Here is a 26,021-nt window from a genome sequence, read left to right on the forward strand (position 1 = left end):
CGCGTCCGGGGCGGCCTCCAGGCGGTGTGCCGCTCCCTGGGCCGGTCGAGGCGCGCGCGAGCCACTGCCGGTTCGACCTCCAGTGAAGCAAGGCGGAAGCCAGGGGATGCCGAACAGCTCCCGGGTGCGGATCACGAACGGCAATTGTCGGCGGCCGTAGCGGCGCTGCCCGCCGGCCGAGCGGTCCGGCCGCACCGCGCCTGCGGCGTCCAGGCGGCGCAGGAACGCCTGCTGTGCGCCGAGCAGCTGGGCGGCCTGGCCGGTGGTGTCGTCGAGCTGTCCAACCGGCGTGATCACTTCCTGATGCGGTGGTCGCTCACATGGAGAAGGGGTTGACAGATTTCTGCAGTAGCGGGTATAGAAAAACTGTATCGGTCGATGACCTGGCGGCGCTACCAAAGGTTTCCGGGGAGGGATCGAGATGCAGGACCTGGCCACGCGGCGCGTGGACGGCGAGTTCGCAGAGCTGATCTGCGCCGACGACCAGTGGCTGCGCGACACGTTCGACGCCCTGATCGCGGCGAGCTATGGGCCGCCCCCCGCCCGCCCCGGGCCACCTGCCCCTCCTCGGACCCCGCCCTCCTGGCCATCCGGCCGACCTCTCCACACCTGGTGCCAGAAGCGGACGCCGGACGGGGTCCCGCTGGTGAAGCCGCCACGCATCCGGCGTGGACGCGCACCTCCGAGCCCGACATGACCTCGAAGGGGAACTCACGCGCGGGACAGAAAGGGGGGAGCGAACACACCCGAAGATCTACCCATACCTCGCTCACAACCTCATGTCACCAGGCCGGCGGGCCGGAGCTCCCTCCTCCCCGCCGGCCTCTTCCAGGCAACGGCGCCGGCCGCTGCCCCTGGAACGGTCGGGCGACCCTGCAGGCCGCGGCGCGATCGCAGGGAACGACGAGCCGTGAACGGCGAGCATGCCGCAGGCTGACCTGCCGTACGAAGATTCACCCCAGGTCGGCGGGGTCGACGGCGTGGGCCATCGCGCGGTAGCCGGCGTCGTTCAGGTGCAGATGGTCGCCGGAGTCGTAGGCGGGATCGAGCCGGTCCTCGTCGTCAGGCGCGGCGAGGGTGCGATCCAGATCGACCACCGCGTCGTACGCGCCGGACGTGCGGATCCAGGCGTTGACCGCATCGCGCTTGGCCTCGCTGCGGGCCGTGTGGTAGCGCGAGCCCTTCATCGGCGGGATCGTGGCGCCGATGGCCCGCACGCCCTTGGCGTGCGCCTGACGGATCAGCTCGCGGTGCCCCTCGATGATCTCCTCGGCGGAGACGTCCGTGGGCGGCGCGCCGATGGGGGAGGGGGCCTCGCTCATCCCGATGTCGTTGATGCCCTCCAGGATGATGACCGACCGCACGCCGGGCTGGCCCAGGACGTCACGCCGGAAGCGGGACGTCGCCTTGTCGCCGAGCCACGTCGAGTCGACCGTCACCCGGTTGCCGCCGATGCCCTGGTTCAGCACGGCGCGCGGCCGGCCGGTCGCGGCCAGTCGCTCGGCCAGCTCGTCGGGGTAGCGGTTGTCGGCGCCCGGGCTGGAGCCGTACCCGTCGGTGAGGGAGTCGCCGAAGGCGACCACGGCGCCCGGGCGGGAGGCGCTGCCGATGACGTCCACCCCGCTCAGGTAGTACCAGGACAGCGAGGTCTGGTCGAAGGCGCCGGCCCCGCTGTCGGCGCGGTGGTCCCCGGCGGCCCGGTAACTGGCCGCCATGGCCTGCGCGTGATAGGTCGCGGGACCGGTCGGCGCGGCGAGGTAGAGCGTGACCGTCACGGAGTCGAGATCGGCCAGGCCCAGCTTCACGGGGTCGGTGGCGAGTTCGGCGCCGGCGGGGATGGTGAACGCCCGGGCCCGCTTGACGGTGAGCTGCCGCAGCGAGGCCGGCTGTACGGCGGCGCCGCGCGCGGTACGGGCGATGGTGGCGCCGGCGACCTTCAGCGGAGCGGTGCCGTAGACGTTGGACAGCCGGATCCTGGCCAGCGCGCCGCCGGCGCTGACGCGGACCACCTGGCGGATCGTCTGGTCGGAGAAGCCCTGCTCGGACCAGTTGGGCGTGAAGTTCGCGCCGGGGCGCTGGGGCGACGCGGTCCAGGTGGCGGTCCAGGCCCGCGCCGGCGCCGGGATCTGCGCGACCGCCGTCCCCGAGCCGGCCAGGAGCGTGGCGAACGTGAGGGCGAGAAGGGACGGCAGCCGTCGTGGTACGGCGTTCATGGGGTGTCTCCTGACAGGGGAAGGCGGGGTGTCATACGGCGGGAACCCTCGACTTCAGGAGCCGATCACCCGCGACGACCACCACGACGACGAGGACGAACGCGACGAAGGCGGCGCTGGTCCGCACGACGTGGAACATCTCCCATCGCTGCAGGATCGCCGCGTGGTCCGCGGGGACGGGCCCGACGGCCCACCGCTTGATCAGGCCGTTGATGGGGACGTTGCCGAACCGGGTGACCAGGAACGAGGTCAGCGCCAGCACCGCCGCGCCCGCGGCCAGCAGCCGGGGAAGCCGGCGCGAAACGACGGCGAGCACGATCGAGGTGAGGATCGCCAACGCCATCGTCGTCTGCATGACGACCCCGTTGACCTGCATCAGCGCCGTATGGAAGGTGAAGCGCACGTCGAGGGGCACGACCCTGAACGCGTAGGCCACGTTCACGGCTCCGTAGCCGAAGGCCCCCGAGAGCAGGCCCGTGGACAGCAGCGCGCACGCTTGGACAACTGGCCGCAGCACGATGAGGTCTCCTGAAAGGGAAGGGGGTAACGGGAGAATCGTCGTCGCTCCGGCGATCGATGATCGTCCTCCGTACGTGCCCTCTTCTGCTACGTCAGGAGGCGCACGGGCATCTGTTTTCCCGTACGCCAGGGGGCGCACGGGTGTCCGTCCCGTACGCCAAGGGGCGCACGGTTTCCTTACGCCAGGGGGCGCAGGTTCGGCGGGACTACCGCCGGGGAGACCGGGCCAATGCGCTGTCCGCCTCCGGCACCGAGCCGCCATGGGGTGGGTGGGCACGGCGGGGAGAGCGAGCCGGAGCGCACCGCGTGGATTGCCGCGTCGGGACCCGGCGTGCCCGGCGACCCGCCCGCCGCGCTGGAGCAGGCCGACGTGCACGCGCACGTGCTGTTCGCCCTGGGCATCGCGCCGCGGCCGGAGTGGGCGCTGGCCGGGCGCCCGTTCTCGGCGCGCTCGCGCGTCGCTCATTGATCCGAAGAGGAGACATCGTGTCGTTGTCGATTCCGCTGGCCGACGGGTGGACCGTCCGCGCGGATTCACCCAGTCCGCTGCCGGCCGGGACCTTGGTGGCCGCCCAGGTGCCGGGGTGCGTGCACACCGATCTGATGGCGGCGGGGCGGTTGCCGGATCCGTTCCTGGACGACAACGAGCTGAAGGTCGCCTGGGTGGGACGGACCGACTGGCGGTACGAGACGCGGCTGCCGGAGCTGGACGACTCCTACGAGCGGACCGACCTCGTCTTCGACGGCCTGGACACGGTGGCCGAGATCCGGCTGGGAGATGCCTGCGCGTGACCCCCACCGAGACCGGCTGCGAGGTCACCGTCACGGCCCACGCCCTGATCCGCGACCTCTACCTGCATGCCGACCGGCTCCACCCGCGGGCCGGCACCGACACCGGACTGACCACGCTGCTCCCCGGCGACCGCCTCAGCATCGCCGTCCACGGCCGGCAGGGCGAGCAGGCGGAGGTGGCGGCGCGCTGCGCTGCGTCAACGGCAGCTGACGGGGACCACCGTGACCAGTCCCGATCGACGGGGAGCTTGTGTGCTTGTGCTCGACATCGCCTTCGCCGGGAGCTTCACCACGTCCACCGAGTACACCCCGGCCACCGGTGAACGCGGCCTGCTCGTCCGCATCACCGGGCTGGAGGCGATCCATCCGTGCCGGGGCCTGCTGCTGGCCGACCCGGCGCACGGGGTGCGCCTTCCGGTGGTGCCCGAGGAGCGGGGCGTGGCCGTCCGAGCCGTCTTCCTGCCCGAGGCGGGTACGGCGGAGGGCGAGTTGCTGCTCGTCCGGGAGCACGGCGGAGAGGCGGCCGCCGAGGGGATCGCCGTCGACGGGGCGGAGATCGTCATCAGCGGGCTGCGCGGCACGCTGCGGCGGGTGACGGTGACCGCCTTCGACGGCCCGTACCGGCCCGAGCCGAACGCGCCGGGCCGCACCGGGCACAGCGACGGACACAGCGGCGGAAACGCCCTGACGGACGGCGACCCGGCCAGCCCCTGGGCCTCGGCGGCCGGCGGGGTGACCTTCCCCGGCGAGTTCGTCGTGGACTACGGCAACGCGCGGCAGATCGCCACGGTCACTCTGCACACCGCCTGGGCCAAGGGCCAGGGGATCACCGATGTGTCGCTGGAGACCTGGGACGGCTCGGCCTGGGTGCCGCAGGTCGCCCACCACCTGATCGACTGGCGGGAGAGCAGTGCGAAGGTCGAGACCAGCACCGTCACCCTGCCCAAGCCGGTCACCACGCAGAAGCTGCGCCTGACCGTGCACAAGGCGAACCTCCAGTGGGGCAACCTCGCCCTCTACGAGATCGCCACGACCGCCCCTTGATCGGCACCGCGTAGGCGGCCCCGCCGTTCAGCTTGCTGTTCACGCCCCGTGCTGCCGGCGGTAGCCACCTTTTTGTGGGTACTTGTCGGCAGGCCGGGGCGGCCCGAAGCTTGGTCGTGGGCGGTCCGAGGGCCGTCGGATCCAGGGGAGAAGGGGAGGTCGGCGGTGTGTCAGGAGACCGAGCGGGACGCGGCCAGCTTCTCCAGACGGCGATGGCCCCAGTCGGAAAGGGGCCCCAACGCCTCTGAGAGTTCGCGGCCGAACGGGGTCAGGGAGTACACGGTCTTCAGTGGCAGCACATCGTGCACCTCCCTGTGCACCAGTCCGTCGGCCTCCATCTCGCGGAGCGTCTGAGTCAGCACCTTCTCGCTGAGGCCCGGCAGCCGCCGGCGCAGCTCGCCCGGGCGATGCGGACCGGCTTCCAGCATCCAGAGCAGCGTGGTCTTCCACTTGCCGTCGATCACGGCGATCGCGGCGGTGACTCCGCACACATTCGGGTCCTGGGCTCGGCTGCGCGTCATCTTCACCCCATTCGTAGCTCATTGCTGATTTTATTGAGGAGTTGAGGCATGACCTCGCACACCGAACAGTCTGCCGTCACCGTGCTCGGCCTGGGGCCGATGGGCCGGGCTCTGGCCGGCGCCTTCCTGGACGCCGGCGTGCGGACCACGGTCTGGAACCGGACACCGGGCAAGGATCGGGAGCTGGTCGAGCGGGGCGCGATCGCCGCCCCCTCGCCCGAAGCGGCGGTCGCCGCCGGCGGGTTGACCGTGATCTGCGTGGTGAACTACGACGCCGCGGACGCCATCGTGCGGCGCGACGCGGTCACCGACGCGCTCAAGGGGCGCACGGTCGTGAACCTGACCGCCGACACCCCCGACCGGGCCCGGGACCTCGCCGCCTGGGCGGCCGAGCACGGCATCGGGTACCTGGACGGCGCGATCATGACGCCGACCACCACCATCGGAACACCGGCCGCGGTATTCCTCCACAGCGGGCCCGAGGAGCTCTACCAGGAGCACCGCCCGGTGCTGGACGCCCTGGGCGGCACCCACACCCACCTCGGCACGGACATCGGCCGGGCGGCCGCATACGACATCGCACTGCTCGACATCTTCTGGACCGCGATGGCCGGCTACGCGCACGCACTGGCCGTGGCGAGAGCGGAAGGCGTCACCGCGCGGGAGCTGGCGCCGTTCGCCAAGGGCATCGGCGCGATCCTTCCGCCGATCTTCGAGGAGATGGCTGAGGACGTGGACAGCGGTACCTTCTCCGGGGAGGGCAACCCGATCACGTCGGCGGTGTCGTCCATGGCCCACATCGTCCACACCTCCGAGGCTCACGGCATCGACGCGGGCGTGATGCGTGCGGCCGAAGGCCTGGCGCGCCGCGCCATCGGACTGGGTCACGAGACAGACGGGTTCATGCGGGTCACCGAGATCCTGAACCCCCGCTGAGGAGGCGGCCCTCAGCACGCGCGCCCCGGGTTCTGTCGGAGCGCCGAGGTTGTGGGGGGTGAAACCGGCCTCGTCTGAGGCCGACCTCGGGTGCGGCCATCCGCAGCTGTGGCCACACCCGAGATCGCTCCGGAACGGTATCGCTACCACTCGCGATTGTCGGGCCCGGGGTCGCTGGTTATGCGCACGCTGTCGAACGAGGGCAACCCGAGATGGGTCCAGTCATTGAAGACGTTGCCCACCACGCTCAGCCCGAACGAACTCACGCCCTGTGTGACGAAGGCGACGATGTTCCTGAAGGGCGTCCTTGCAGTCGCCTCCCTGACGTCGCATCGCTGCATGGCGCGTCCGGCATGGAGTCGCGGTGCTGTTCATCGGGATCTCCTTGGGGCGCAGTCGCTGGGGAGGCCGGCATGAAGGGGCGGTCGGAGTGTGGCACCCCGCGTTCCGCGATTGCTTGAACAACCTTGCACGTGGCCGTCCGGCAGGGCCGTTGGCTCTCAGCCCGGCAGGAGGTGAACGGCGGCCTGTTCCTGGGACCACGAGGAGAGCGATAGCCACACGGCCTGGGCGCCGACGCCTGAGGCCTCAGCCGACGAACTCGACGACCGTGCGGGTGAACAGGTCAGGCTGCTCGAGGTTCCAGATGTGACCGGCTTCCGGGACCACCCGGAGCGTGGCGCCTGCGATGCCCCCGGCGATCTCCTCGGCGTGTGACAGGTTGGCCTTGTCCTTGGCCCCGTTGAGCACGAGCGTCGGCGCCTTGATCTCGCCGAGCCTGTCGCTCAGATCGAGCCTGCCCAGCTCCGCCAGTCCGGTGAGCACGGTGGCCTTCCCCGCGCGGCGCAGGTCCTGGACGGCCTGGTCCAGATGCTCGGCCTTGCCCCCGGAGTACATGCCCTTGAGGATGTTCACGATCATCCCCTCCGGCATGAGCCGCATCATCACCCGTTGTACGGCGTCGCCGCGCCGGCCGCGTGCCGTGCCCCCTGACAAGATCAGCCCCGCGACCCGGTCCGGCTCGGCGAGCGCGGTCAGGAGCGCCACGATGACCGACCCGGAGATGGCCACGAGGTGGACGGGCTCGGGCTCGTCCTGGATCAGCTCACGCACGGACGCGACCGCCCGCTCCAGCGAGAACGGCCCAGGCGTCGCGCCGTGACCGGGTAGATCAGGGGCCAGCGCGCGATGCCTGTCGCCGAGTTGGAGGATCTGCGGCTGCCATGCGCGGCCACTGGACCCGAACGCATGCAAGAACACGATTGCGGCCATCTCTCAATTCCTTGTCCGGGGCGGTGCGGGGGCGACCCACTGCTCTGCTGAGACAGCCGGCGGCTCGGCACGGGGTGCCACGTCCCGATCGTAGGCCAGAGCCACGACATACCCCCGACCGGCCAGGTCGAGGCGGGTCCGCACGGTCTGGAGAGACCGGGGTGAACGCCGCCCGGACGCTCAACGATCAAACGGCCGTGTCGGCCGCTCTGGGCCCCCGGGCAGGACGGCTGGGCGGCCTGCTCTCGCCCGGCGCATCCTCGCCGTGCAGATGCCGCGCGGCCATTACCACCTGGCCACGATGACGCGGCCGGGTGCCATGGTCATCTCATTCCCGGCCGGGTGAAGCCTATGGGGGTGCCACCGTACTCGGCGATCTTGACATGGGAGCCCGTCCTGGGCGCGTGGATCATCGTGCCCTCCTTGGGGTCGAGCACGATGCCCACGTGATCAGCGGTGCCGTCACCGTTGTTGTCGAAGAAGACGAGGTCGCCTGCCTGCGCATTGCCGTCGGGAATGCGCGGTCCGCTCATCCACTGGTCGTGGGCGACACGGGGGATGGTGGTCCCCGCCGATTCGTACGCGCGCAACGTCAGCCCGGAGCAGTCGAAGGAACTCGGCCCTGTCGCCCCCCATATGTACGGGTCGCCGATCTGCTTGAGGGCGTAGTCGATGACCGCCTGGGCGCGGGGGTTGGGCGCCAGGCTGTGGGCGTTCGGCGGGACGGCGAGCGAGGGTGCGCCCGCACCGCCGCCGCCACCACCCCCGGCACCGCCGCCTGACCCGTACGTGCCGTACCCGTTGCCGCCGGTCGGCGCGCCGTTCCCGGTGTAGGACGCCAGCTGGGTCTTCGTGGTGCGGGGCTGGAAGTCGGGGTCGGGGACCCAGCGCATCGCGGGGTTGTTGCCCGGGAAGAAGCCCCGGTCGCCGGGAGCGAGGATGCTGGTGAAGAACTTATCGCCGAGGTACTTGTCGATCTCGTCGGTCGCCTGCTTGAGGGCCTCGGTCGCCTGGCCTGTCGGCACCTTGGCCCGCGCGAGGGCATCGGACACCTGGGACCTGATGCTCGTCATGGAGATCGTGGTGGTGTCGGGGTCGTTGCGCTGCTCGTCCAGCCAGGCGCGTTTCTCGCGGTAGAGGGCTTGAACCTGCCCCTTGGCCGTTTCCAGCGCGGTCCCGGCGTCGTCCAGCTTGCCGGCGCAGCTGGTCAGGGCGTTGCTCAGTGCCGTACCGGACGTGGGGTACTGGGCCATGTAGGTGGCGAAGTCTTCGGCGGCGCGGCCGTTCCACGCGTTGTTCACCGTGTTGACCGCGCGTCTGATGGCACCGGTCTCCGTGGTGATGTCGGTGGCCAGCGCCCGCCAGCGCTTCGAGATCTTCGAGATCTCGGCCTGGTCGCCGCTCAGGTCGTCGATGACGCGCTGGATCGGGCTGAGGTATCGGTCCCAGATATCACTCACGCCCGCTCCGTCCGGGGAACGACGGGGAGGTCGGCCTTGCGGACGTTGGCGACGACCTGATGGAGGGCCGCCTCGACCTTGGTCAGGTTCTGATCGGCGTGGCGTGTCTCGGCGTCGATCTTCGCCTCGAGGGCGTTGACGGCCTTGACGAGCTTGTCGGAGAAGCCCTCGAGATCACCGAAACAGGTGGTGCCGACGCTCGCGGGAGTCTCGTCGGCCATGCCCTTGAACTGGTTCGCGACTAACTTGGCCTTGGTCGCGCACTCTTCGAGCGCGTCAAAGTAGATCTCGAACCCTGCCACGCGAGTCACGCCTCTCGTGTCACACCAACATCATTTCGCCCCGACAATCTAACACTCTTGGTCATTTATCGGCTGGGTTCGCCCGACCGTCCCGTCCGGCAGGACGCCCCCCGCTGGGAGCGCCGGCCGGCCGGTGGCTGCGCCCGCTGAGCGCCCGCACGGTGCGGCCGGCGTCGAGCAGGAGCGGCGTGACGAGACGTCCGAGTGTGCCCGTGCCACCGGCGAGTGGTCAGGCCACGGCGTACATGCGGATGGCGACGACACCGGTCTCCGCCTCGCGGGCGAGACCGACGAAGACGGTTTCGGCGAGCCACCGATGCGCGGGCCGGAAGGCAGGCGAGGTGCGGTAGTACACGCCGGCCTTGGACACCTGGAGGTCGCCGTCGTACTGGTCGGGGCTCGGCCCGCCTTCGTGGTAGTACCCCCGGTTGACGACGTCGATGACCGCGCCGTCCTCCGTTTGGAGGAGGTAGCGGGCGTCGAGTTCGCAGACCCGGCCGCGCGTGTTCGACCAGTCGCCGCCGCCGGGCAGGACGACCCCGCGCAGCCACGGGCCGTCGACCGTGCCGCCGATGATGGGGGTGAACTCGGTTTTCTCGCCGTCTCCGTGTCCGACGTGCAGGGTGGGGGAGAGGTGCGCGCGGATCTCGAAGGCGAAGGTCAGGGCGGGGGCGTCGGACATGGTGATCTCCTTGTGAAGGTGCGGAATCCTTGGGGCGGCTCAGTTGCCGCGTGCCTGCCGGAGCTGTTCGGGCTGCCACCTGCCGATGCGCAGGCACGAGGACGGGGAGCCGCCCACGGCGATCGCTCTGGTGGCCGGCTCGCCGGGCGGGCTCGTCCATGGATCGGCTCCGGCGGGGGCTTCGGTGACGAAGTCCAGGAAGTCACTGCTCATGATGTCGAGCCGCGAGGCGATGTGGGGCGCGCAGCCGGTAGGCGACGCTCTGCAGGTCTACGACGGCTCCCGCCCCGGACAGGGGCGCGTCGAGCCGCAGCTGGCCCTTGGCGATGAGGAACGCGCTGCCGTCGGGCGCCAGGTCGAGCAGCCGGGCGTGGACGTTCGCTCCGGCGGGGGCCGACAGGCGCAGCAGCAGGGTCACGGCGCCGACCAGGTCGGTGTCCTCGGGGGTGGCGGGCCCGGTGAAGCGGAGCACGTCCTCGCGCCGCCCGATGGAGCGCAGGTCCGAGCGGTCGACGGCCCGCATGGCCTACGAGGGCCTCACCACGCACGCCGCCATCGCCGCCGGCCGGGCCGCGACCCGGGCCGCGTCACCCCGGGCTACGAGGCCGACTTCACGATCTTCGGCGAGAATCCGCTGAGGCTCACCCCCGAACGGCAGGCCGCGAATCCCGTGATCGCCACGGTCGTCGACGGCCGCGTGCAGCACACCATCTCGACGAAAGCACTATGAAGGAAGAGATGAACACCGAAAGGCTCCACATCGCCGTGAGCGCCACCGCGCCCTTCGAGCGCGGCAAGGAACGCGGCGAGCAGCTTCGCAACACCCTCCCCGGCGGGCTCGAGCTCTACTCCGAGCTCTTCCGCCTGGCCGGTCTGACCGAGGATCGCGTTCGCGAAGACGCGCTCCGCACGGCGGACGTGATCGGCGCGTTCCGCCCGCGCGTGCGGGAGGAGCTGGACGGCGTCGCCGCGGGCGCCGGGCTCGACCTGTGGCAGGTGTCGGCGCTCAACGCGCGCACCGAGATCCTCGCGCAGAGCGGCGCGGGCCGTCCAGGCGAGTGCTCGACCATTGTCCGGCGCCTCGAGCCCGGCGCGAGCGGGCCGCGCACGTTCGGCGCGCAGACCTGGGACTGGCACGTGGAGCTCGCGCCGTACTGGCACACGCACGAGGTACGCGGCGGCCGGTACGACCTGGTCGGGATCACGGAGCACGGCATCCTCGGCAAGGTCGGCGTCAACAGTGCCGGGCTCGCGCTGCACTTCAACATCCTCGGGCATCGCGAGGACGGCGTCGGCGGCGTTCCCGTGCATCTCCTCGCCGCGACCGTGCTCGAGGAGGCCGGATCGGTCGCGGAGGCGCTCGACCTCGTGCGGTCGGCGCCGATCAGCGCGTCGAGCTCGTTCACCCTCTTCGACCGGGAGTCGGCCGTCACCACCGACGTCACCCCTGTCGGGGTGTTCGTCGTCGAGCCGGTCGACGGGACCGTCATCCGCACCAACCACTTCCTCTCCCCGGTGCCCCGCGCGGGCGAGAAGAAGGAGCTCTACCAGCCGGATTCGGGGGAGCGTTACGACCTGGTGGCCTCCCGCTTCGCGCGCCGTCCGGCACCGCGAAGCGCGTCCGGTCTGCTCGGCTTCCTCTACTCCGACCCGGGGGAGCCCGGGCTGTGCTGCGTGCCGGACATGACACTGCCGCTCGGTCAGCGCTGGGCGACCCTCTCCACGATCATGCTCGAACCCGCCGGCCGGTCGGCGCGAATCGCCGAAGGCTCACCGCTCGACGCCCGCGACCAGCCGTGGCGGACACTCGTGGCCTGACATGAACGGCGGCCGACGTTCCGGCTCGCCTGGCACCACGCGGTCCTCGGTCTCCATGCCGTCATGCTCGCGGGCGGCCACCGGATGAATCCTCCGCCATGTGGCGGTCAGTTCGCCCGGTTCATGCGACGATCGGCGCCATGGAAGCAGCCAGGCCTGCCGGGCCCGTTCGACGCACTGCTGCTGGACCGGCTCGCCCTCCGCTTCACCAGCCCGCGCGAGCCGGTCGTCCGTTACGCGGACCTGGGGGCGCTGGCCCTGCTGGCGGAGGCGCCCCGCGACGCCGCCGACCTCCTGCACCTGCACCACAGCACCGTCGCCCGCCGGCTCGAACAGATCGGGACGAGCCTCGGCGGCTGCCTCACCGAACCGGCCGGGCTGGTGCGCGCCAGGCTCGCCCTCGCCGCGTGGCGACTGCTCACCGGCTGACGGCCGGGCGGCGGCCGCGTCACACTGTCAGGACAGTCTGCAGGTGGCCTCCGGGGTGAACCCGTTGGCCGGCTGCTCTCCCACCGCGTTGGCGTAGGCCGGGTACTTCCACCGGCACAGGAGCGTCGGGTTGAGCACCAGGTCCGACTGGAAGCACCGCATGTCCATCCAGTTTCCAGACGCCATGGTGTATCCCTGCTCCTTGCAGTACGCGTGGCCGTCGTTCCAGGAGACCGTGCCCGTGGAGGGCGCGGGAGCCGGCCGGCCGGTGGGCTCCTCGCCGGAGGGCGGCTTGGGCGTCGACTTGTACGTCGGCTTGGGCTTGGGCGTCGACCCGGCCATCGTCTTGGACACGGTGGTGGGCTTCCTGCTCGGCGCCGGATCCGGGTCGCGCGTCGAGGTCGTGGTCTTGCGGGGCGCCCTGGTCTGGGGCGCCGCGGGGCTCTGGACGGGGTTGGCCTTCTTGCCCGGCGCCGCCGTAGCGGACTGCTTGCTCTTGGTGACGCTCGGCGTCGGGGTGTTCGAGATCATGGGCGAGGACGCCGGCGCCGAGACGGACGCGGTCGGCGTCGGTCCCGCCGCCGCCTGCTGCTGGGCGGTGGCGGGCGACAGGGCGTACAAGCCGACCCCGGCGGTGGTGAGCAGCGCCGCGGCCACCGAGACCCCGGCGAGCACCCGCCGGCTGACGGGTCGCCGAGCCGGGCCGGCCTGCCAGGCGGGGGCGGGCAGCACGCGGAGCCGTTCGACCACCTGGGCGGCGGTGGGCCGGCGAGCCGGATCCTTGGACAGGCACTCCTGCAGCAGCCGCCGGAACCGCCCCTCCAGCTGACCCAGGTCGGGTTCGTTCCGCAGGACCGCGTGCAAGGTGGCGGGGATGGTGTCCCCGCCGAAGGCCCGCCGGCCGGTGGCCGCGTAGGCCATGGTCGCGGCCCAGGCGAACAGGTCGACGGCCGGCCCGATCTCGCCGCCCGCGATCTGCTCGGGCGCCATGTAGGCGGGGCTGCCGATCGGCTGGCTGGTGACGACCGACTGGCTGAGGTCGAGGGCTCTGGCGATCCCGAAGTCGATCACTACCGGGCCGTCGGGGCCGAGCAGCACGTTGCCCGGCTTGAAGTCCCTGTGCACCACCCCGGCCGCGTGGATCGCCGCCAGCGCCGTCGCGGTGTTGACGGCCAGCCGCTGCAACGCCGCCGCCCCGCGCGGCCCGCCGTCCCTGACCGATTCCTGCAGGGAGGGCCCGTCCACGAACTCACTGACGATGTACGGCCTGGCGCCGGCGAAGCCGGAGTCGAGCATCTGCGCCGTGCAGAACGGCGCGACCCGCTTGGCCGTCCCGACCTCGCGCAGGAAGCGGACGCGCGCCTCGTTGTCGGCGATCAGGTGCGGATGCAGCAGCTTGACCGCCACGAGCACGCCGTTGGGGCCGCGGCCCGCGTACACAGCGCCCTGCCCACCCGTCCCGAGCCGGCCCTCAAGACGGTACGGCCCGGCCGTACTGGGGTCGTCATGGAGCAGAGCCATCAACTCGGGCACAAAGCCTCCAGTCAGTCAAGTCGGCCAAGATCGTACCAAGACCCTTGGCCGCTCACGGCCCATCACGACATTCGGTCCTGGCCGAGATCACCCCTGCTGGTCAGGGCTGTTGGCCTTGGCGGATGTCCACGAGGTGCGGTTACCTGCAGGGACTTAGGTACATGCATGTACGTATGTTAGATTCCGTCTTAGGTGCCGCCACGATGGCGCTCGCTCGAGAAGGAGGCAGGGAAATGAAGGCCAACCCAGGAACCGGCTCGGTGAAGAACGAGTCCGTGCTGCCCGTCTTCCAGCAGCACGACGTTCCCGAGGCGATCCGCGGGCTCAGCGCGATCGCCGACTCCGACTACGTCGACGTCTTCACGCTCGTGACGAGTGATGCCTCGGCCAGGACGCCGGAGCAGTGGGCCCGCGCGGCGTTCGAAGACGCCGCGGCCCTCCAGGGGCAGTTCGTCTGGCGGGTACTGCTCGGCCTGCGTCTCCAGCGGCGGCCGTCACGCGTGGCGGGATGGAAGATCGCTGATCGCGGTGGTGACTGGATCAGGCTCGAGGCCCGCTCCTGGATGCTCACCGGCCATCTCGTCATCCTCGTCGAAGACGAACAGGTGTCGCTGGCCACGGCCGTGCGCTACGACCGGCCGACGGCGGCACGCGTCTGGACACCGCTGTCCGCCATTCACCGGCGGTTGGCGCCGAGCCTGCTGCGCGACGCGTACAAGGCGGTTCGGCAGGCCGGGCCGCGCTGATCGTCCCGAGCGGCAGCGCTCGGCGCTCCGTGGTGAGCCCCCGGCTGACCGTCCGCCGGCCGCCGGGCGGCCTGGCGCAGCCGGTGCCGGCGACCGTCACCTGGTGGTCGTGGTCAGGCCGAGCGCCGGCCGTACGTCGATGACCCGCATGCCTGCGGCAAGCGCGGCGGCGGCCCCCTCATCGGTGTCCTCGTAGGCCACGCAGCCGACGGGGTCGACCTCCAGCCGCTCGGCGGCGAGCAGGTAGACGTCAGGAGAGGGCTTGCCGTACCGCACGTCGTCGCGGGTGACGACCGCGTCGAACAGCGGGCGCAGACCGGTGGCCCGCAGACTCTCCTCCACCCCCCGCCGCGAGCCGCCCGACGCCACCGCCAGCGGCACCCGCCCGTGGTGTGCCCTGGCGACGGCCACCACGGGCGCGTGCGGCTCCACGGTTCCGACCAGCCGGCTGTAGGCGTCGAGCGCGGCGGCGCGCACGGCGGCGCGGTCGAACCTCCGCCCTGTCTCCGCCGTCAGCTCGGCCATCAGGGCGTCGGCGGGCAGGCCGGTGCGGGCGCGGTACCACCCGGGGTCGAGTTCGACGTCCCACTCCGCCAGTGCGGTACGCCAGGCGCTCTCGTTGGCAGCGGTCGTGTCGATGAGGGTGCCGTCGCAGTCGAAGATCAGCGCAGCGTACGGCGGGGCGGGATGGAGCGGTGAGTCGAGCATGGGCGTCTTCCGGCAACGGGGGACACAAGGGCCCGCCCCAGCTTACGGCCGAGGATTCCCGTCCATGTCGCCGTGTATCGGGCAAGATCACCCTATGCGCTTGACTCGCGACCCCCGCACCCTGCTTTTCACCGGGGCCATCGGACTTGCCTCGCTCCTGACGCTCCTCGAGGCGAGCACTCCCGGCCTCACCTACTGGGCAGTGGCACTGGCGCTGTACTGGCTGGTGCTCGCCATCATCTGGTTCACACGGTTGTTCGCCCCAGGCGCCGGCAAGCGGGCGTGGGAGCCCTGGATGTTCGTCCCAGCCGTGCTGGTGCTGGGCACCGTGCCGCCGCGATCGCGACGGCACGACAGGCGCGGCTGCCTGTCAGGACCCAACTCGTGCGCATCTGGCGAATCGCAAGCGTGGCGTTTGCCGGGATCTGTCGTTTTAACGACATGGCAGACAAACGGCAGGTCTGAGTGCTGGCGGGCAGGGGCCGCCGGCACCCACTCTCGTGATCACTAGTTGTTGAGCCGAGAGGTTTGCCCCCATGCACTGGTCCGCACATGTGGCGGCGGTAGGAGTGTCCGCCGCCGCCCTGCTGAGCCCCCCGTTGCCCGCGGCCGCGCCGTCCGCCGCTTCCGGTGTCCACCGCGTCACCTTGATCACCGGTGACGTGGTGACCGTCAGGGAGGTGGAGCGGGGCAGGCGCGCGGTAGAGGTGAAGCCGGGGCCCGGCCGCGACCGGATGGGCTTCCACACCACCGAGGAGGATGGCGAGCTGCGGGTCCTGCCGGCCGACATGGTGCCCTACCTGGCGGCCAAGCGGCTGGATCCGAGCCTGTTCTCCGTCACCGACCTGATCGAGCAGGGCTACGACGACGCGACGACGGACCGGCTGCCGCTGCTGTTCGTCTACGACGCCACGGCCACCGGGACCGCGGCCGCGCTGGAGCTGGAGAGCGTCAACGGGCGGGCCGTCTCGGCGGACAAGAAGACGATAGGCCGGCTGTGGAAGTCTCTGGACGAGGAGCGGGCGAGCCTGGCCCAGGGTGTGGCGAAGATCTGGCTCGACGCCAAGGTCAAGGTCTCGCTCGATCACAGCGTGCCGCAGGTGGGCGCGCCTGAGGCGTGGCAGGCCGGGTTCGACGGCAAGGGCGTCAAGGTCGCCGTCCTCGACACAGGAGTGGACGCGGCCCACCGGGATCTCGTGGGCCGGGTGAAGCAGACCAAGGTGTTCACCGGCGACGAGAGCGTGAACGACGCCCACGGGCACGGCACCCACGTGGCAGCCACCATCGCGGGCGGAGCAGGAAAGAAGGGCGTCGCCCCGGGCGCGGAGCTGATCATCGGCAAGGTGCTCGGCGACGACGGGTCCGGCACCCTGTCCGGCGTCATCGAGGGCATGGAATGGGCCGCCGCCGAGGGCGCATCGGTGATCAACATGAGCCTCGGCGGTGACGTCACCGATGGCACCGACCCGCTCAGTGTCGCCGTCGACAATCTCACCGAGCGGACCGGCGCGCTCTTCGTGGTCGCGGCGGGCAACGACGGCGCGGCCTACTCCGTGGGCAGCCCGGGAGCGGCCACGTCCGCGCTGACCGTCGGCGCCGTGGACGGCAAGGACGCCATCGCGGACTTCTCCAGCAGGGGTCCGCGCCTGGACGACGCGCCCAAGCCGGACCTCACGGCGCCGGGTGTGGGCATCGTCGCGGCCAGGGCGACGGGCACCGGCATGGGGCAGCCCGTCGACGAGCACTACACGGCCGCGTCGGGCACCTCCATGGCCACTCCGCACGTGGCGGGGGCCGCCGCGATCCTCAAGCAGCGCCATCCGGAGTGGACGGCGGGGCAGATCAAGGACGCCCTGGTGGGCTCGGCCAGGACGGTGGCCGGCCAGCAGGTCGACGACGCGGGCGCGGGCCGGCTCGACGTGGCGCGCGCCCTGCGCCAGGGCGTGACCGCCACGGGCGTGGTCAACCTCGGCAGTCACCAGAAGGGTGAGGGGACGGGCACGGCCGAGGGCGTGATCACCTACACCAACGGCACGGCCGCGCCGGTCACGCTGGAGCTCTCCAGCACTCTTGAAGGCGCCGCGCTCAGCGCGCGGAACGTCACGGTCGCGGCCGGTGGCACCGCCGAGGTCCAGGTCCGCGTGGACTTGGCCAAGCTGTCCTTCGGCAGGTACGGCGGGCAGGTCATCGCCACCGCGGGAACGGAGAGCGTGCACACCACGCTGGCACTGACCTGGAAGGGGCCCCAGCACACCGTCCGTTTCACCGCCGTGGACGCGGCGGGCAGGCCCACCAGCACCGACACCCTGTCGATGTACGGCGCGTCGCAGCAGGACGACGTCTTCACCTGGGTGCCCGAGCAGGGACTGACCGTGGAGGTCTCCGAGGGCACGTACATGACGCAGGCGATCAACCTGGCGAGTGGCTGGGGCCGCATGCACCCGCGCGACGGGCTCGTCGTCATTCCGGAGCTCAAGGTCGACCGCGACCTGGAGGTGGTCCTCGACTACCGCAAGACCAGCCCCGTCACCGTCAAGGTGAGCGAGCCGGTGGAGCAGGTGGGCATCTTCACCTACTTCACCCACCGCGCCTTCGGCTCGCGCAAGATCTCCCAGGGCGTCATGAACTTCGACGTCGTCGAGGGGCTCAACGTCTCCCCGACGCGGCCGGTCAGCGAGGGCACGTTCGAGTTCGCCTCCCGCTGGCAGCTGGTCGCTCCGAAGATCACCGCGCGAGTGGCGGGTTCCCCGTACCCGATGGGCTTCCTGGGCGGCTCGCCCGGCGTGGAAGGCCGACACCTCTGGCGGCTCACGGAGGGGGCGGGCAACGCTCGCGGCAAGGTCGCCGTCATGAGCGACCCGTCCGTGCAGTGGGAAGACGCCGCCGAGGCGGCGGTGAAGGCGGGCGCGGTCGCCGCGATCATCGTGATGACTCCCGACGACGCGCTCGGGCGTGGCTGGAACCCGGTCAACGTGTCGCTGCCCATCCCGGTCCTGCTGATCGCCAACGATCACGGGCAGCGGCTGCTCGAACGGGTGAGGAAGGGGCACGCCCTGCTGGACATCAGCGGGACGATGGCGTCGCCGTACCTTTATGACGTCATGCAGGTCTCCGGCGGGCACGTGCCGGACACGATCCTGCACGAGGTGAGCAACCGCAACACCGCGCGGGTGGATACGAAATATCAGGACACGGGCGGGTTCGCATGGGCCAAGGAGCAGCGGTTCGGCTGGCGGCCCTGGCAGGCCTACTCCCTGGGCAACCAGATGGAGACGCAGCGGATCGTGAAGACGCCGTCGCGGCGGGCCGAGTACGTCAGCGCGGACGGCTCCTTCTGGCAGCACATCGTCAACCACCAGTTCACCTGGGATGACATGAACCGGTTGCAGGACGGGCTGACCGAGCCGCCCCGCACCTACCAGCCCGGTCAGCGGGTCAGCGAGAGCTGGCACGCGCCCGTCGTACGGCCGGCCATCCCCGACTGGCTGGCACCCTCCATCCGCACGGGTGACACCCTGGAGATCCGCGTCCCCGAGTTCGTCGACGCCTCCGGCCACGTCTCTCGCGCGGGGGTCGACAACGACAGCGCCTCGGCCAGGTTCCTGAGGGACGGCACGCTCGTGGAGGAACGCGACGCCGCGTGGGGCGCCTTCCCCGCCGTGCCGGAGGAGGCCGAGTACCGGCTCGAGCTGTCCACCACGCGCACCTCCGAGGAGTGGACGACGGCGATCGCGACCGAGACGGCCTGGACGTTCAGGTCGAAGCAGGGCCAGCAGGTGCTGCCGCTGCTGCAGATCGACTACGACGTGCGGCCCGGCCTGCTCGGCTTCGCCGTACGGCACCAGAAGGGCGTGAGCGGGCTGACCGCCAAGGACCTGCGGCTGGAGCTGTCCTACGACGACGGCGCGACCTGGCGCAGGCAGCCGGTTCTCTCGCTCGGCGACGGTCGCTACAGCGCGGTCGCCCTGCGTCCGCATCCGTCGCTGCGCGTCACCGCCACCGATTCCGGCGGCAACCAGGTCAGGCAGACGGTGATCAGGGCGTACTGACCGTCACAGCCAGTTCTCGCGGGCGGCGTGCCAGGCCAGCTGCATTCTGGTCTGGGCGCCGGCCTGCTCCATCAGGTGGGTGATCCGGCGCTGGACGGTCCGCTGCGACACCTTCAGCTGCGTGGCGATCGACTTGTCAGGCACGCCCGCCACCAGCAGCGACAGCAGGTAGAGGTGGTCGGAGTCGAGCGGGCTGCCCGGCGTCGTGAGACTGATGGGGGTGGCCCGCTCCCAGAGGCTCTCGAACAGTGCCTTGAGCGCGTCGAGCAGGCTGCTCGGCCTGATCAGCGCCGCGGTGAGCTGGGTCAGCCCGCCGGTGTGCTGGATCAGCGGGAGCACGCCCAGCTCGCCGTCCGCGATGATCATCCGTACCGGCAGGGTGGGCAGGGCACGCGCCTGCTCACCCAGCTCGATCCCGTCGGCGAGGTTGACCAGCATGCCCGGCTCCTCCAGCAGGGCGCGCTCGTACAGGACGCGGTAGCCCACCCCGCGTCGCAGCGCGGCCAGCTCCTCGGTGTTCTCCTGCGAGGTCATCGCCACGTGCCCGGCCCGGCAGAGGCTGACGACCTCATGGCGGGCGTTGTCCTGCAGCAGGCGCAACTGCTCGCGCAGCGCCGTCCTGCTGGTGATCACCTCGATCAGCCGGGCGGCCTCGCGGCGCCGCGAATGGGCAAGATACTCCGCTGTGAGCTGCTCCACGGCCTGCCTGGCCCGGTCCACCTCCTCCTGCCGCCGGTGCAGCCGGGCCGCGAGCGCCACGTCGGGCGCGACGGCGGCGAACCTGTCGGGCTCTCCTGGTACGGCTCGTGCCAGACCCTTGGCGAGCAGGGAGCCGAGCGCCCGCCGTGCCGCCTCGCTGTCGACGCCGAGCTCTTCTGCCAGCTCGGCGGGCTCGACCCCGGCGGTTCTGACCAGGAGCCGGTAGGCGGCCTCCTCCTCGGCGCTCAGCCCTGCGGCGCTCAGCACGTCATTCGGGAGATCCGGTCGAGGATCTCCGAGTCGAGTCGCCCGTGGTTCTCGCCGCCCTGGCCGGACGGCACGCAGTCGCCGACCGGCACCCTGGCCTCGTGCTCCAACTGCTCGGCCACGCCCGGCCGCCGAGGTCCGGCCAGGCTCCGCTCCTCGAATCGCCGGGAGTCGCTGTCGGGCGGCATCGGGACGGGCAGGTCCGGGCGGTCCATGTCGGCGACCCAGTCGGGAACCACGTCCGGGCCTACATCAGCCCACGTCACACCGTCACGTGGTGCTGTGAGGTCATTTACCCGGAATGCGTAATTCACCTGGCCATTGTAGGGAGGCCGTCGCCGGTCCAGAGGGCGGCGATGGCGCTACCGCACTGCACTTCGGTGGACACCTGGCGCTGAAGGCCGGTGCCGTCGCCGTGTCGTTGTCGGCCAGCGCGCCAGGCCGAGCGAGTCCTACGAGAACGTCACGCATGTACATGAGGGCGGCGCGGTCGTCGATGTGGCGCACGGATGCCGGTGCCGGATCTGAGCTGTGTCGGACGCTGGCAGCGATCTTGTCGGCGGCTTCGGTGACGAGAGTCCGGGCGGCCAGGGCGCCGAAGTCGTTGGCCGCCTCAAGATATCCGAGCATGCGGGCCGCCTCGGCGATCCGGTCGATCGCGGCCATCATGTTGATGAATTCGATGCAGATGACGCTGGCGGCGATCACGTTGTCGGTCTCGATCAGATCGTCGATGTGCGACCGGAGGAGTTGGAAGGCTCGCAGCCGGTCGCCTCGCCGGAACGCGGACCGGGCTTCGGTGGTCTTGTTGGCCGACAGTGCGCCCGCGGGGACGTCGACGCGGGCCGCCTCGTCGAAATACCGATCGGCCTCGTCGTGCCGGCCCTGGAACGAGGCGGAGTAGCCGAGGGTCTGCAGCGCCCAGTGCAGGAGGGTCGGCGGGCCGTGGAGCCGATACCGATCCGCCAGGGCCGAGACCGACGTATCGACCTGCTCGAAACGCCCGATGCCCAGCAACGTCCCCGCCGACGTCATGTCGAGGAACGCCGCCAGATACTGCTCATCCTGGCGGCGTAGATCGGCCATGGCCTCCGGCAGGTACCGCCGCAGGGCCTCGCCGTCGCCGGCTGCATACGCGTGCGCATAGCGGCTCAGCGGCCGGCCCGGTTCGCCGCACCGGTCCGCCACGTCACGGTAGCCCGCGGGGTTGGCGTTCTGGGTGTAGCGCTCGGCGACCCAGACGAGCCAGAAGGCCCGCAGGTCCTGATCCGCCGCCGACGTCGAGGCCAGGATGTGCTCGGCCCAGCCGCCGATTTCCTGCCGCCCCCGCAGGGGGAGTTCCGTGACGACCGGCCGGACCAGCGCGTCGGCCAGCCGCGGGTCTCCGGCCGCACACGCCCACGTGACGGCCGCACGCAGATTCGCCCAGAGGTCACCGAGGCGAGCGACGCCCTCGATCTCGGCCGGACCCGTGAGCAGGCGGTGGATGTGGGTGACTTCGCGCAGACACCAACGCGCGTGGCGTCCGGCGGCCAGGTCGGTGTGCCCATGCTCACGCAGGTGTTCGGCGGCGAACTGGCGCATGGTCTCCAGCAGCCGGAAACGCCGGCCCGACGGGCCGAAGGCGACGGTGACCATCGACCGCTCGACCAGGTCGCCCAGAAGGTCGTCGACGTCCTGCTCGTCGGCGACGGCCTCCGCCGCGCTGAGGTCGAACGGTGCGGTGAAGACGGACAGGCGTTGGAACAGTGTCTGCTCGGCGGGCGTGAGCAGGTCGTAGGACCATTGGATGGCGGCCCGCAGCGTGCGGTGCCGTGCGGCGCCGGTCCGGCGGCCACCGGTCACCCGGAGACGATCGTCGAGCCGGGCGACGAGGTCGACCGGCCGGTGGCTGATCGTCCGAGCGGCGGCCAACTCGATGGCCAGCGGTATGCCATCGAGCCGCCGGCAGATCTCCTCGACGTGGCGATGATGCGCACGCGCATCGTAGGTCCGGTCGGCGGCGAGCGCGCGGGCATGGAACAGCTCGGCGCCGGCGGCCGGATCCAGTGGTTCCACGACCAGCACCTGTTCGCCTGCGACGGCGAGACGTTCCCGTGCGGTGGCCAGCACGCGCACCTGCGGGCAGCCCGCCACGATGGCCTGTACGAGCTCGGCCGCGCCGTCAAGGACGTGTTCGCAGTTGTCGATGATCAACAATGCCCGGCGTGACCGCAGGACCGCGACGATCGATTGGGTCAGCGTGTGTCCCGGACGCTGCGCGACTCCCAGCACGTCGGCAACCGCGCGGGGCACGTCGGCCGGCGATGTGATCTCCGCCAGCTCGATCAGCCACCCGTCCCACCCGTGACCGGCTGCCGCCGTGCGGGCCGCCGCCAGCGCGAGCCGGGACTTGCCGATCCCTCCCGGTCCCACCAAGGTCACGACCGGGGACCGCACGAGCGCGTCGGCGGCGGCCCGCAGGTCCCCGTCGCGGCCGATGAGGCGGCCGACGCGAAGGGGAAGGTAACCCCGCCGGATCCCGGTCAGCCGTATCGGTGCGTACTCGCCCTCGCCGATCTGGACGATGCGCTGGTCGCCCGGAACGCCGTCCAGGCGGAAGCATCCGAGATCGTGCAGGTCGCTTCGTTCCAGCAGGCCGGCCGTCGCCCCGGACGCCAGGGTCTGTCCACCATGGCCGGCGGCAGCGATCCGCGCGGCCAGATCCACCGTGGCGCCGACGTACCCCGTGGCCGCTTCCTCGAGCTCCGCGGACTCGCCGGTGTGCAGGCCGATCCGCACGCCTGGCTCGGCGCCGTCCGGCCGGCGCTCGCCGGCAGCCGCCCGCTGCAGCCGTACCGCCCACGCGGCGGCGTCATCGGCTCGGTGGAAGGCCACCGCGACGGACTCGGCGCCGGCAGCGAAGACGTAGCCACCGTGCCGGTCCGCCGCCGCCCGGACGAGATGGTCCAGGTGGGCCATCGCCGAGCCGGTCGCCGGGTGGACAATCTGCGCGACGCCGAAGGTCACCGTCCCGCTCGGACGGCGTGGCGGCGCGTGCTCCGGTACGGCACGCCCGCGCAGCCGCTCGTCGTGGCCGAGGATGCGCGACTCCAGCTCGCGCAACGTCGGCCCAGGTTCGACACCGAGCTCGGTGACGAGATGGTGCCGGGCCCGCCGGAAGGCCGCGAGGGCGTCGGCCTGGCGGCCCACCTGGTACAGAGCCGTCATCAGCAGGGCACAGAAACCTTCGCGGAGGGGATAACGCTCCGCGAGCTCCGCCAATGAACCGATGACCTCCCGCGGGTCGGACTCGACACGGCGTTCAAGGTCGGCCTCGACAGCGCTCAGCCACTGTTCGGTCAGACCGGCCACCGCCGCCGCGAGGCCGGGCGCATCCAGACCGGCCAGGGGAGTTCCGCCCCACTGCGCGAGCGCCGCAGCGAGATCACCCTCGCGCACGTGCCGCTGAAAGCGCGTCACGTCGACCGCGTCAGGCGCTACGTCGAGGCGGTACGCGGCACCGACCCGCACGATCGTCGCGGAACCAAGGCCCTTGCGCAGTCGCGCCACGTGCCACTGCAGAGTCTTGTGCGCCGTTCGCGGGGGCGCGTCACCCCAAACGAGCTCCACCAGGCGCGACACCGCCAGCGGTGTCCCGGGCGACAAAGCCAGCGCCGCGAGCACCGTCTGTGACTTCGCCGGGCCGATGTCGATCTGCCGGCCGTCTTCGGTCGCGGCGCGGACACCACCGAGCAGACCGATCCGCACCACAGGGCTGCTCCAGGACGTTGACCTACGCCGAGACTGCCACAGGCCCAAAGACCGGGCAAGCCCGCCCCCACCCGCCGCACACCGGGAACCCACCGTCCGCACACCGGTGTCAGCGACCATCGGAGCGGCGGCCACGACAGGCCAACGGCTCCACGGCTTGCCGGCGTCCCCGGACGGCGGACCGGCCCGATCGTGCCGGGAAGAAACATCGAACTGACGGAGCGAGAGAATGCACAGGCAGACAACGGCACGGGTGGCGGGTTCTCTTTTCCTCACCGCGACGGCCGCGGGAGTGCTCAGCGCGGTCCTTCTCGGGCCGCTCGATACCCTGCACTCACCCCAGTCCATTGCCGACAGGGCGCAGAGAATATCGGCGGGCGCCCTCATGGTGCTGGTCATGACCGTCGCGATCGCGATGATCCCACCGACGCTGTTCCCGGTTCTCAAGAAACACGGCGAGGCACCCGCGCTCAGCTACGTCGCCGCCAGGATCATCGAGGTCGTCCTCCTGCTTCCCGCCGCCATCGGTCCCCTCATGATGGTGGCGACAAGCACCACCCAAGCGGCGCACCTGGACACCGTCCGGACACTGACACAGACATACGACCTCTGGGGCCACCCCAGCAGCCTGGTCTTCTTCTGCCTCAGCGCCCTGCTCCTCAATTATCTGCTGTACCGGTCAAGACTCGTCCCCCGATGGATATCCGGCTGGGCGCTCGTCGCGGTGATGCCGTACCTGGCCGATGCCTTCCTCGTCATGTTCGGCCTGCTCGCCCCGTCCTCGGCGCTCCATGCCGTTCTTGTCCTCCCGCTGGCGCTGAACGAGATGGTGTTGGCGGTTTGGCTGCTGGTAAGAGGATTCAGGGCACCGCAGTCGGCGCTCACGGCTCATGTCGCGGCCAGGCGGGGTGGGATCGACCACGCATGACAGCGAATCCCTCGGCGCGCGGCCCCCTGTCGGTGGAGCGGTTCAGACCAGGAGCGGTTGCTGAGCGGGCGGGCAGGGCGGTCATCGGTCCAACCCGCCCCCGGCCTCAAGGCCGCGAAGTCGCCGAGCTGATGGAACGTCTCGTACAGCAGGTCCTAGGCCCACGAGATCGACGTCCCATGCTGGACGCTTCGCCAATGGCTGTTCCGTTGTTCCCCGAGGCCGTTGTCGCGCCTGGCGGGCGCCGCCCTGATCACGTTTTCAGGGGACTTCATCATCCTTCGCGATGATCGCGCCTAGGATGTCGCCCCATGAAGATCATGACCCTCGCAACAATTGTCGCTGCCGCTGCGGTTGTCTCCCTCACTCCCGGTGTCGCGAACGCCGAGCCTATCCCGTCCGGATGCACGAGTGGGAACGGCTACCCCTCCGCCGGAAAGTACTACTACACCTGGGCCAAGTGCACGGTCGGGGGCGGATACGTCCAGGCTGTCGCGACATGCACCAACGGACGGGTCACCACAAAGGCTCGAGGCCCCTGGGTGTATGTCGGCTCGTACTCGACGGCTCACTGCCCCGACACTCACCAGAGGGCCATCGGCCACGCCTACACAATCAAGAAGTACTGACTGACAGCACCCTGAGGGCGACCTCATGCCCGCAGGGTGGCTTTCCCACGGGGATCGCGCCGAAGTCTTGATCACCGCGGGCGCCCCATGGCCCGCCTCGTCATTGGGGCCAGTTCGCGATGATTTCGGGCGTGATGGCGTCGACGTGGCAGTTGAAGGTCTTGCGCAAACCGAGGTCGTAGAGGCAGACCTTGACGTCCACCCGGTTGATCTCTCCGTCCGAGGTGAGCCGGAAGGAACTCCTGGCCGAGCAGGTCGAGCGGGGCCGGCTCCATCCGGTGCCACCGCCCACGTAGTGGAAGCGGGCACGGATAGAGGCACAGTGACCGCGATGCGTGTCGCGGTCATAGAGCTTGCCGTGCACGGTGAATGTCTCGGCACTGAAGTCGCTGATCCAGACGTCGGCCTTGGCGTGGCCGGAGTGTCCCGCTGACGACGTGACGGGGCCCCAATGGATGGGGGAGGCCGTTGTCGCCTGCGCCGAGGCCGGGACGCCTACGCCGATCACGAAGGCGAGGACCCCACCGATGGCATGTGTTTTTCCCATGACCAGGACGGTAGGGGACGCGACTTGGAGAGATCTTGCATCCGGCTGGGGTCTCCCAACCGACGTCCTGGCCCCGACCACCCGTGCCTCGAAACAGGCCTCCAGCGTCCGCCTGAGGGGGCCGTCACGCCTTACCGCCGACTGGCGACCATCGCGAAGGCCGCGTCCTCCTCG

General features: G+C 70.7%; 26 protein-coding genes. 11 read left to right on the top strand and 15 right to left on the bottom strand.

All coding sequences use genetic code 11. The features are described from left to right. Nucleotides 1-144 precede the first annotated feature (144 nt). Nucleotides 145-336 carry a hypothetical protein gene (locus H4W81_RS00745; RefSeq protein WP_192773013.1) on the top strand — a complete coding sequence of 64 codons (192 nt, stop codon included), beginning with the start codon at nucleotides 145-147 and terminating at the stop codon, nucleotides 334-336. A gap of 617 nt (nucleotides 337-953) precedes the next feature. Here H4W81_RS00745 and H4W81_RS00750 read toward each other — a convergent pair. Together H4W81_RS00750 and H4W81_RS46510 are read right to left on the bottom strand one after the other, a co-directional pair. Continuing rightward, nucleotides 954-2,213: an SGNH/GDSL hydrolase family protein gene (locus H4W81_RS00750; protein ID WP_192773014.1), complete on the bottom strand. Its 1,260-nt coding sequence runs from the start codon at nucleotides 2,211-2,213 to the stop codon at nucleotides 954-956. 31 nt (nucleotides 2,214-2,244) lie between these two features. Next, complete coding sequence (locus H4W81_RS46510) at nucleotides 2,245-2,730, bottom strand: anthrone oxygenase family protein (protein ID WP_318781440.1); 486 nt, start codon at nucleotides 2,728-2,730, stop codon at nucleotides 2,245-2,247. Nucleotides 2,731-2,997: 267 nt separating this feature from the next. On the opposite strand from H4W81_RS46510, the gene H4W81_RS00760 reads away from it, so the two are divergent. The 3 genes from H4W81_RS00760 (at nucleotide 2,998) to H4W81_RS00770 (ending at nucleotide 4,568) form a co-directional block, all read left to right on the top strand. After that, nucleotides 2,998-3,201 carry a hypothetical protein gene (locus H4W81_RS00760; RefSeq protein WP_192773016.1) on the top strand — a complete coding sequence of 68 codons (204 nt, stop codon included), beginning with the start codon at nucleotides 2,998-3,000 and terminating at the stop codon, nucleotides 3,199-3,201. A gap of 17 nt (nucleotides 3,202-3,218) precedes the next feature. After that, entirely contained in the window at nucleotides 3,219-3,524 is a 306-nt protein-coding gene (locus H4W81_RS00765; RefSeq protein WP_192773017.1) for a glycosyl hydrolase 2 galactose-binding domain-containing protein, read from the top strand. Nucleotides 3,525-3,776: 252 nt separating this feature from the next. Next, nucleotides 3,777-4,568 (top strand): discoidin domain-containing protein, encoded by a 792-nt coding sequence (locus H4W81_RS00770; protein WP_192773018.1) that lies wholly within the window; start codon nucleotides 3,777-3,779, stop codon nucleotides 4,566-4,568. A 170-nt stretch (nucleotides 4,569-4,738) separates the two neighbouring features. Here the strand turns inward: H4W81_RS00770 and H4W81_RS00775 are convergent, their stop codons facing one another. Beyond that, entirely contained in the window at nucleotides 4,739-5,089 is a 351-nt protein-coding gene (locus H4W81_RS00775) for a winged helix-turn-helix transcriptional regulator (protein ID WP_192780526.1), read from the bottom strand. 48 nt (nucleotides 5,090-5,137) lie between these two features. Between H4W81_RS00775 and H4W81_RS00780 the strand changes: the two genes are divergently transcribed. Next, complete coding sequence (locus H4W81_RS00780) at nucleotides 5,138-6,025, top strand: NAD(P)-dependent oxidoreductase (RefSeq protein WP_192773019.1); 888 nt, start codon at nucleotides 5,138-5,140, stop codon at nucleotides 6,023-6,025. 588 nt (nucleotides 6,026-6,613) lie between these two features. Here the strand turns inward: H4W81_RS00780 and H4W81_RS00785 are convergent. The 6 genes from H4W81_RS00785 to H4W81_RS00810 all read right to left on the bottom strand — a co-directional run bounded on the left by H4W81_RS00785 (nucleotide 6,614) and on the right by H4W81_RS00810 (nucleotide 10,264). After that, nucleotides 6,614-7,297 (bottom strand): alpha/beta fold hydrolase, encoded by a 684-nt coding sequence (locus H4W81_RS00785; RefSeq protein ID WP_192773020.1) that lies wholly within the window; start codon nucleotides 7,295-7,297, stop codon nucleotides 6,614-6,616. 323 nt (nucleotides 7,298-7,620) lie between these two features. Continuing rightward, nucleotides 7,621-8,757, bottom strand: coding sequence for a bifunctional WXG100 family type VII secretion target/C40 family peptidase (locus H4W81_RS00790; protein ID WP_318781441.1), 1,137 nt, complete (start codon nucleotides 8,755-8,757; stop codon nucleotides 7,621-7,623). After that, complete coding sequence (locus tag H4W81_RS00795; protein WP_192773021.1) at nucleotides 8,754-9,059, bottom strand: hypothetical protein; 306 nt, start codon at nucleotides 9,057-9,059, stop codon at nucleotides 8,754-8,756. The genes H4W81_RS00790 and H4W81_RS00795 overlap by 4 nt, the downstream gene beginning before the upstream one ends. A gap of 229 nt (nucleotides 9,060-9,288) precedes the next feature. Then, a complete protein-coding gene (locus tag H4W81_RS00800) occupies nucleotides 9,289-9,741 on the bottom strand; it encodes a DUF3237 domain-containing protein (RefSeq protein ID WP_192773022.1) in 453 nt (150 codons plus the stop codon). Between the two features lie 39 nt (nucleotides 9,742-9,780). Continuing rightward, nucleotides 9,781-9,954, bottom strand: a complete 174-nt coding sequence (locus tag H4W81_RS00805) for a hypothetical protein (protein WP_192773023.1) — start codon at nucleotides 9,952-9,954, stop codon at nucleotides 9,781-9,783. After that, nucleotides 9,944-10,264 (bottom strand): CocE/NonD family hydrolase C-terminal non-catalytic domain-containing protein, encoded by a 321-nt coding sequence (locus tag H4W81_RS00810; protein ID WP_192773024.1) that lies wholly within the window; start codon nucleotides 10,262-10,264, stop codon nucleotides 9,944-9,946. Before H4W81_RS00810 ends, H4W81_RS00805 begins: the two co-directional genes overlap by 11 nt. Before the next feature lie 215 nt (nucleotides 10,265-10,479). On the opposite strand from H4W81_RS00810, the gene H4W81_RS00815 reads away from it, so the two are divergent. Beyond that, nucleotides 10,480-11,559 carry a C45 family autoproteolytic acyltransferase/hydrolase gene (locus tag H4W81_RS00815; RefSeq protein WP_192773025.1) on the top strand — a complete coding sequence of 360 codons (1,080 nt, stop codon included), beginning with the start codon at nucleotides 10,480-10,482 and terminating at the stop codon, nucleotides 11,557-11,559. Nucleotides 11,560-11,682: 123 nt separating this feature from the next. Then, entirely contained in the window at nucleotides 11,683-11,988 is a 306-nt protein-coding gene (locus tag H4W81_RS00820) for a helix-turn-helix domain-containing protein (protein ID WP_225958374.1), read from the top strand. 27 nt (nucleotides 11,989-12,015) lie between these two features. Here H4W81_RS00820 and H4W81_RS00825 read toward each other — a convergent pair whose 3' ends face one another. After that, on the bottom strand, nucleotides 12,016-13,521 hold the full coding sequence (locus H4W81_RS00825; RefSeq protein ID WP_192773027.1) for a serine/threonine protein kinase: 1,506 nt from the start codon (nucleotides 13,519-13,521) through the stop codon (nucleotides 12,016-12,018). Nucleotides 13,522-13,754: 233 nt separating this feature from the next. Here H4W81_RS00825 and H4W81_RS00830 point away from each other — a divergent pair, with 233 nt between their 5' ends. Further along, entirely contained in the window at nucleotides 13,755-14,267 is a 513-nt protein-coding gene (locus H4W81_RS00830) for a hypothetical protein (RefSeq protein WP_225958375.1), read from the top strand. A gap of 96 nt (nucleotides 14,268-14,363) precedes the next feature. Here the strand turns inward: H4W81_RS00830 and H4W81_RS00835 are convergent, their stop codons facing one another. Next, the gene (locus H4W81_RS00835; protein WP_192773028.1) at nucleotides 14,364-14,975 is read right to left on the bottom strand and encodes an HAD family hydrolase; all 612 of its coding nucleotides are present in this window, start codon (nucleotides 14,973-14,975) and stop codon (nucleotides 14,364-14,366) included. Nucleotides 14,976-15,511: 536 nt separating this feature from the next. Here H4W81_RS00835 and H4W81_RS00840 point away from each other — a divergent pair. Next, nucleotides 15,512-19,024 (top strand): S8 family peptidase, encoded by a 3,513-nt coding sequence (locus H4W81_RS00840; protein ID WP_192773029.1) that lies wholly within the window; start codon nucleotides 15,512-15,514, stop codon nucleotides 19,022-19,024. Nucleotides 19,025-19,027: 3 nt separating this feature from the next. Here the strand turns inward: H4W81_RS00840 and H4W81_RS00845 are convergent, their stop codons facing one another. Genes H4W81_RS00845 through H4W81_RS00855 form a run of 3 tightly spaced genes read right to left on the bottom strand, consistent with a single transcriptional unit; the run spans nucleotide 19,028 to nucleotide 23,740 of the window. Beyond that, on the bottom strand, nucleotides 19,028-19,990 hold the full coding sequence (locus tag H4W81_RS00845) for a helix-turn-helix domain-containing protein (protein WP_192773030.1): 963 nt from the start codon (nucleotides 19,988-19,990) through the stop codon (nucleotides 19,028-19,030). Continuing rightward, complete coding sequence (locus tag H4W81_RS00850) at nucleotides 19,984-20,229, bottom strand: hypothetical protein (protein ID WP_192773031.1); 246 nt, start codon at nucleotides 20,227-20,229, stop codon at nucleotides 19,984-19,986. The genes H4W81_RS00845 and H4W81_RS00850 overlap by 7 nt, the downstream gene beginning before the upstream one ends. A gap of 49 nt (nucleotides 20,230-20,278) precedes the next feature. After that, nucleotides 20,279-23,740 carry an AfsR/SARP family transcriptional regulator gene (locus tag H4W81_RS00855; protein ID WP_318781442.1) on the bottom strand — a complete coding sequence of 1,154 codons (3,462 nt, stop codon included), beginning with the start codon at nucleotides 23,738-23,740 and terminating at the stop codon, nucleotides 20,279-20,281. Nucleotides 23,741-23,972: 232 nt separating this feature from the next. Between H4W81_RS00855 and H4W81_RS00860 the strand changes: the two genes are divergently transcribed. Continuing rightward, nucleotides 23,973-24,671 carry a DUF4386 domain-containing protein gene (locus H4W81_RS00860; protein WP_225958376.1) on the top strand — a complete coding sequence of 233 codons (699 nt, stop codon included), beginning with the start codon at nucleotides 23,973-23,975 and terminating at the stop codon, nucleotides 24,669-24,671. Nucleotides 24,672-24,982: 311 nt separating this feature from the next. After that, nucleotides 24,983-25,300: a hypothetical protein gene (locus tag H4W81_RS00865; protein WP_192773033.1), complete on the top strand. Its 318-nt coding sequence runs from the start codon at nucleotides 24,983-24,985 to the stop codon at nucleotides 25,298-25,300. Nucleotides 25,301-25,400: 100 nt separating this feature from the next. Here H4W81_RS00865 and H4W81_RS00870 read toward each other — a convergent pair whose 3' ends face one another. Further along, nucleotides 25,401-25,808, bottom strand: coding sequence for a hypothetical protein (locus tag H4W81_RS00870; protein WP_192773034.1), 408 nt, complete (start codon nucleotides 25,806-25,808; stop codon nucleotides 25,401-25,403). Nucleotides 25,809-26,021 lie beyond the last annotated feature (213 nt).

This window comes from Nonomuraea africana (genome assembly GCF_014873535.1).
Taxonomy (GTDB): domain Bacteria; phylum Actinomycetota; class Actinomycetes; order Streptosporangiales; family Streptosporangiaceae; genus Nonomuraea; species Nonomuraea africana.

What these genes read in the sequence shown, in the direction of transcription:
- H4W81_RS00800 (WP_192773022.1), bottom strand. Translation starts at nt 9,741, where the DNA reads ATGTCCGACGCCCCCGCCCTGACCTTCGCCTTCGAGATCCGCGCGCAC.
- H4W81_RS00860 (WP_225958376.1), top strand. Translation starts at nt 23,973, where the DNA reads ATGCACAGGCAGACAACGGCACGGGTGGCGGGTTCTCTTTTCCTCACC.
- H4W81_RS00780 (WP_192773019.1), top strand. Translation starts at nt 5,138, where the DNA reads ATGACCTCGCACACCGAACAGTCTGCCGTCACCGTGCTCGGCCTGGGG.
- H4W81_RS00785 (WP_192773020.1), bottom strand. Translation starts at nt 7,297, where the DNA reads ATGGCCGCAATCGTGTTCTTGCATGCGTTCGGGTCCAGTGGCCGCGCA.
- H4W81_RS00805 (WP_192773023.1), bottom strand. Translation starts at nt 9,954, where the DNA reads ATGAGCAGTGACTTCCTGGACTTCGTCACCGAAGCCCCCGCCGGAGCC.
- H4W81_RS00815 (WP_192773025.1), top strand. Translation starts at nt 10,480, where the DNA reads ATGAACACCGAAAGGCTCCACATCGCCGTGAGCGCCACCGCGCCCTTC.
- H4W81_RS00750 (WP_192773014.1), bottom strand. Translation starts at nt 2,213, where the DNA reads ATGAACGCCGTACCACGACGGCTGCCGTCCCTTCTCGCCCTCACGTTC.
- H4W81_RS00775 (WP_192780526.1), bottom strand. Translation starts at nt 5,089, where the DNA reads ATGACGCGCAGCCGAGCCCAGGACCCGAATGTGTGCGGAGTCACCGCC.
- H4W81_RS00820 (WP_225958374.1), top strand. Translation starts at nt 11,683, where the DNA reads ATGCGACGATCGGCGCCATGGAAGCAGCCAGGCCTGCCGGGCCCGTTC.
- H4W81_RS00810 (WP_192773024.1), bottom strand. Translation starts at nt 10,264, where the DNA reads ATGCGGGCCGTCGACCGCTCGGACCTGCGCTCCATCGGGCGGCGCGAG.
- H4W81_RS00840 (WP_192773029.1), top strand. Translation starts at nt 15,512, where the DNA reads ATGCACTGGTCCGCACATGTGGCGGCGGTAGGAGTGTCCGCCGCCGCC.
- H4W81_RS00835 (WP_192773028.1), bottom strand. Translation starts at nt 14,975, where the DNA reads ATGCTCGACTCACCGCTCCATCCCGCCCCGCCGTACGCTGCGCTGATC.
- H4W81_RS00865 (WP_192773033.1), top strand. Translation starts at nt 24,983, where the DNA reads ATGAAGATCATGACCCTCGCAACAATTGTCGCTGCCGCTGCGGTTGTC.
- H4W81_RS00830 (WP_225958375.1), top strand. Translation starts at nt 13,755, where the DNA reads ATGAAGGCCAACCCAGGAACCGGCTCGGTGAAGAACGAGTCCGTGCTG.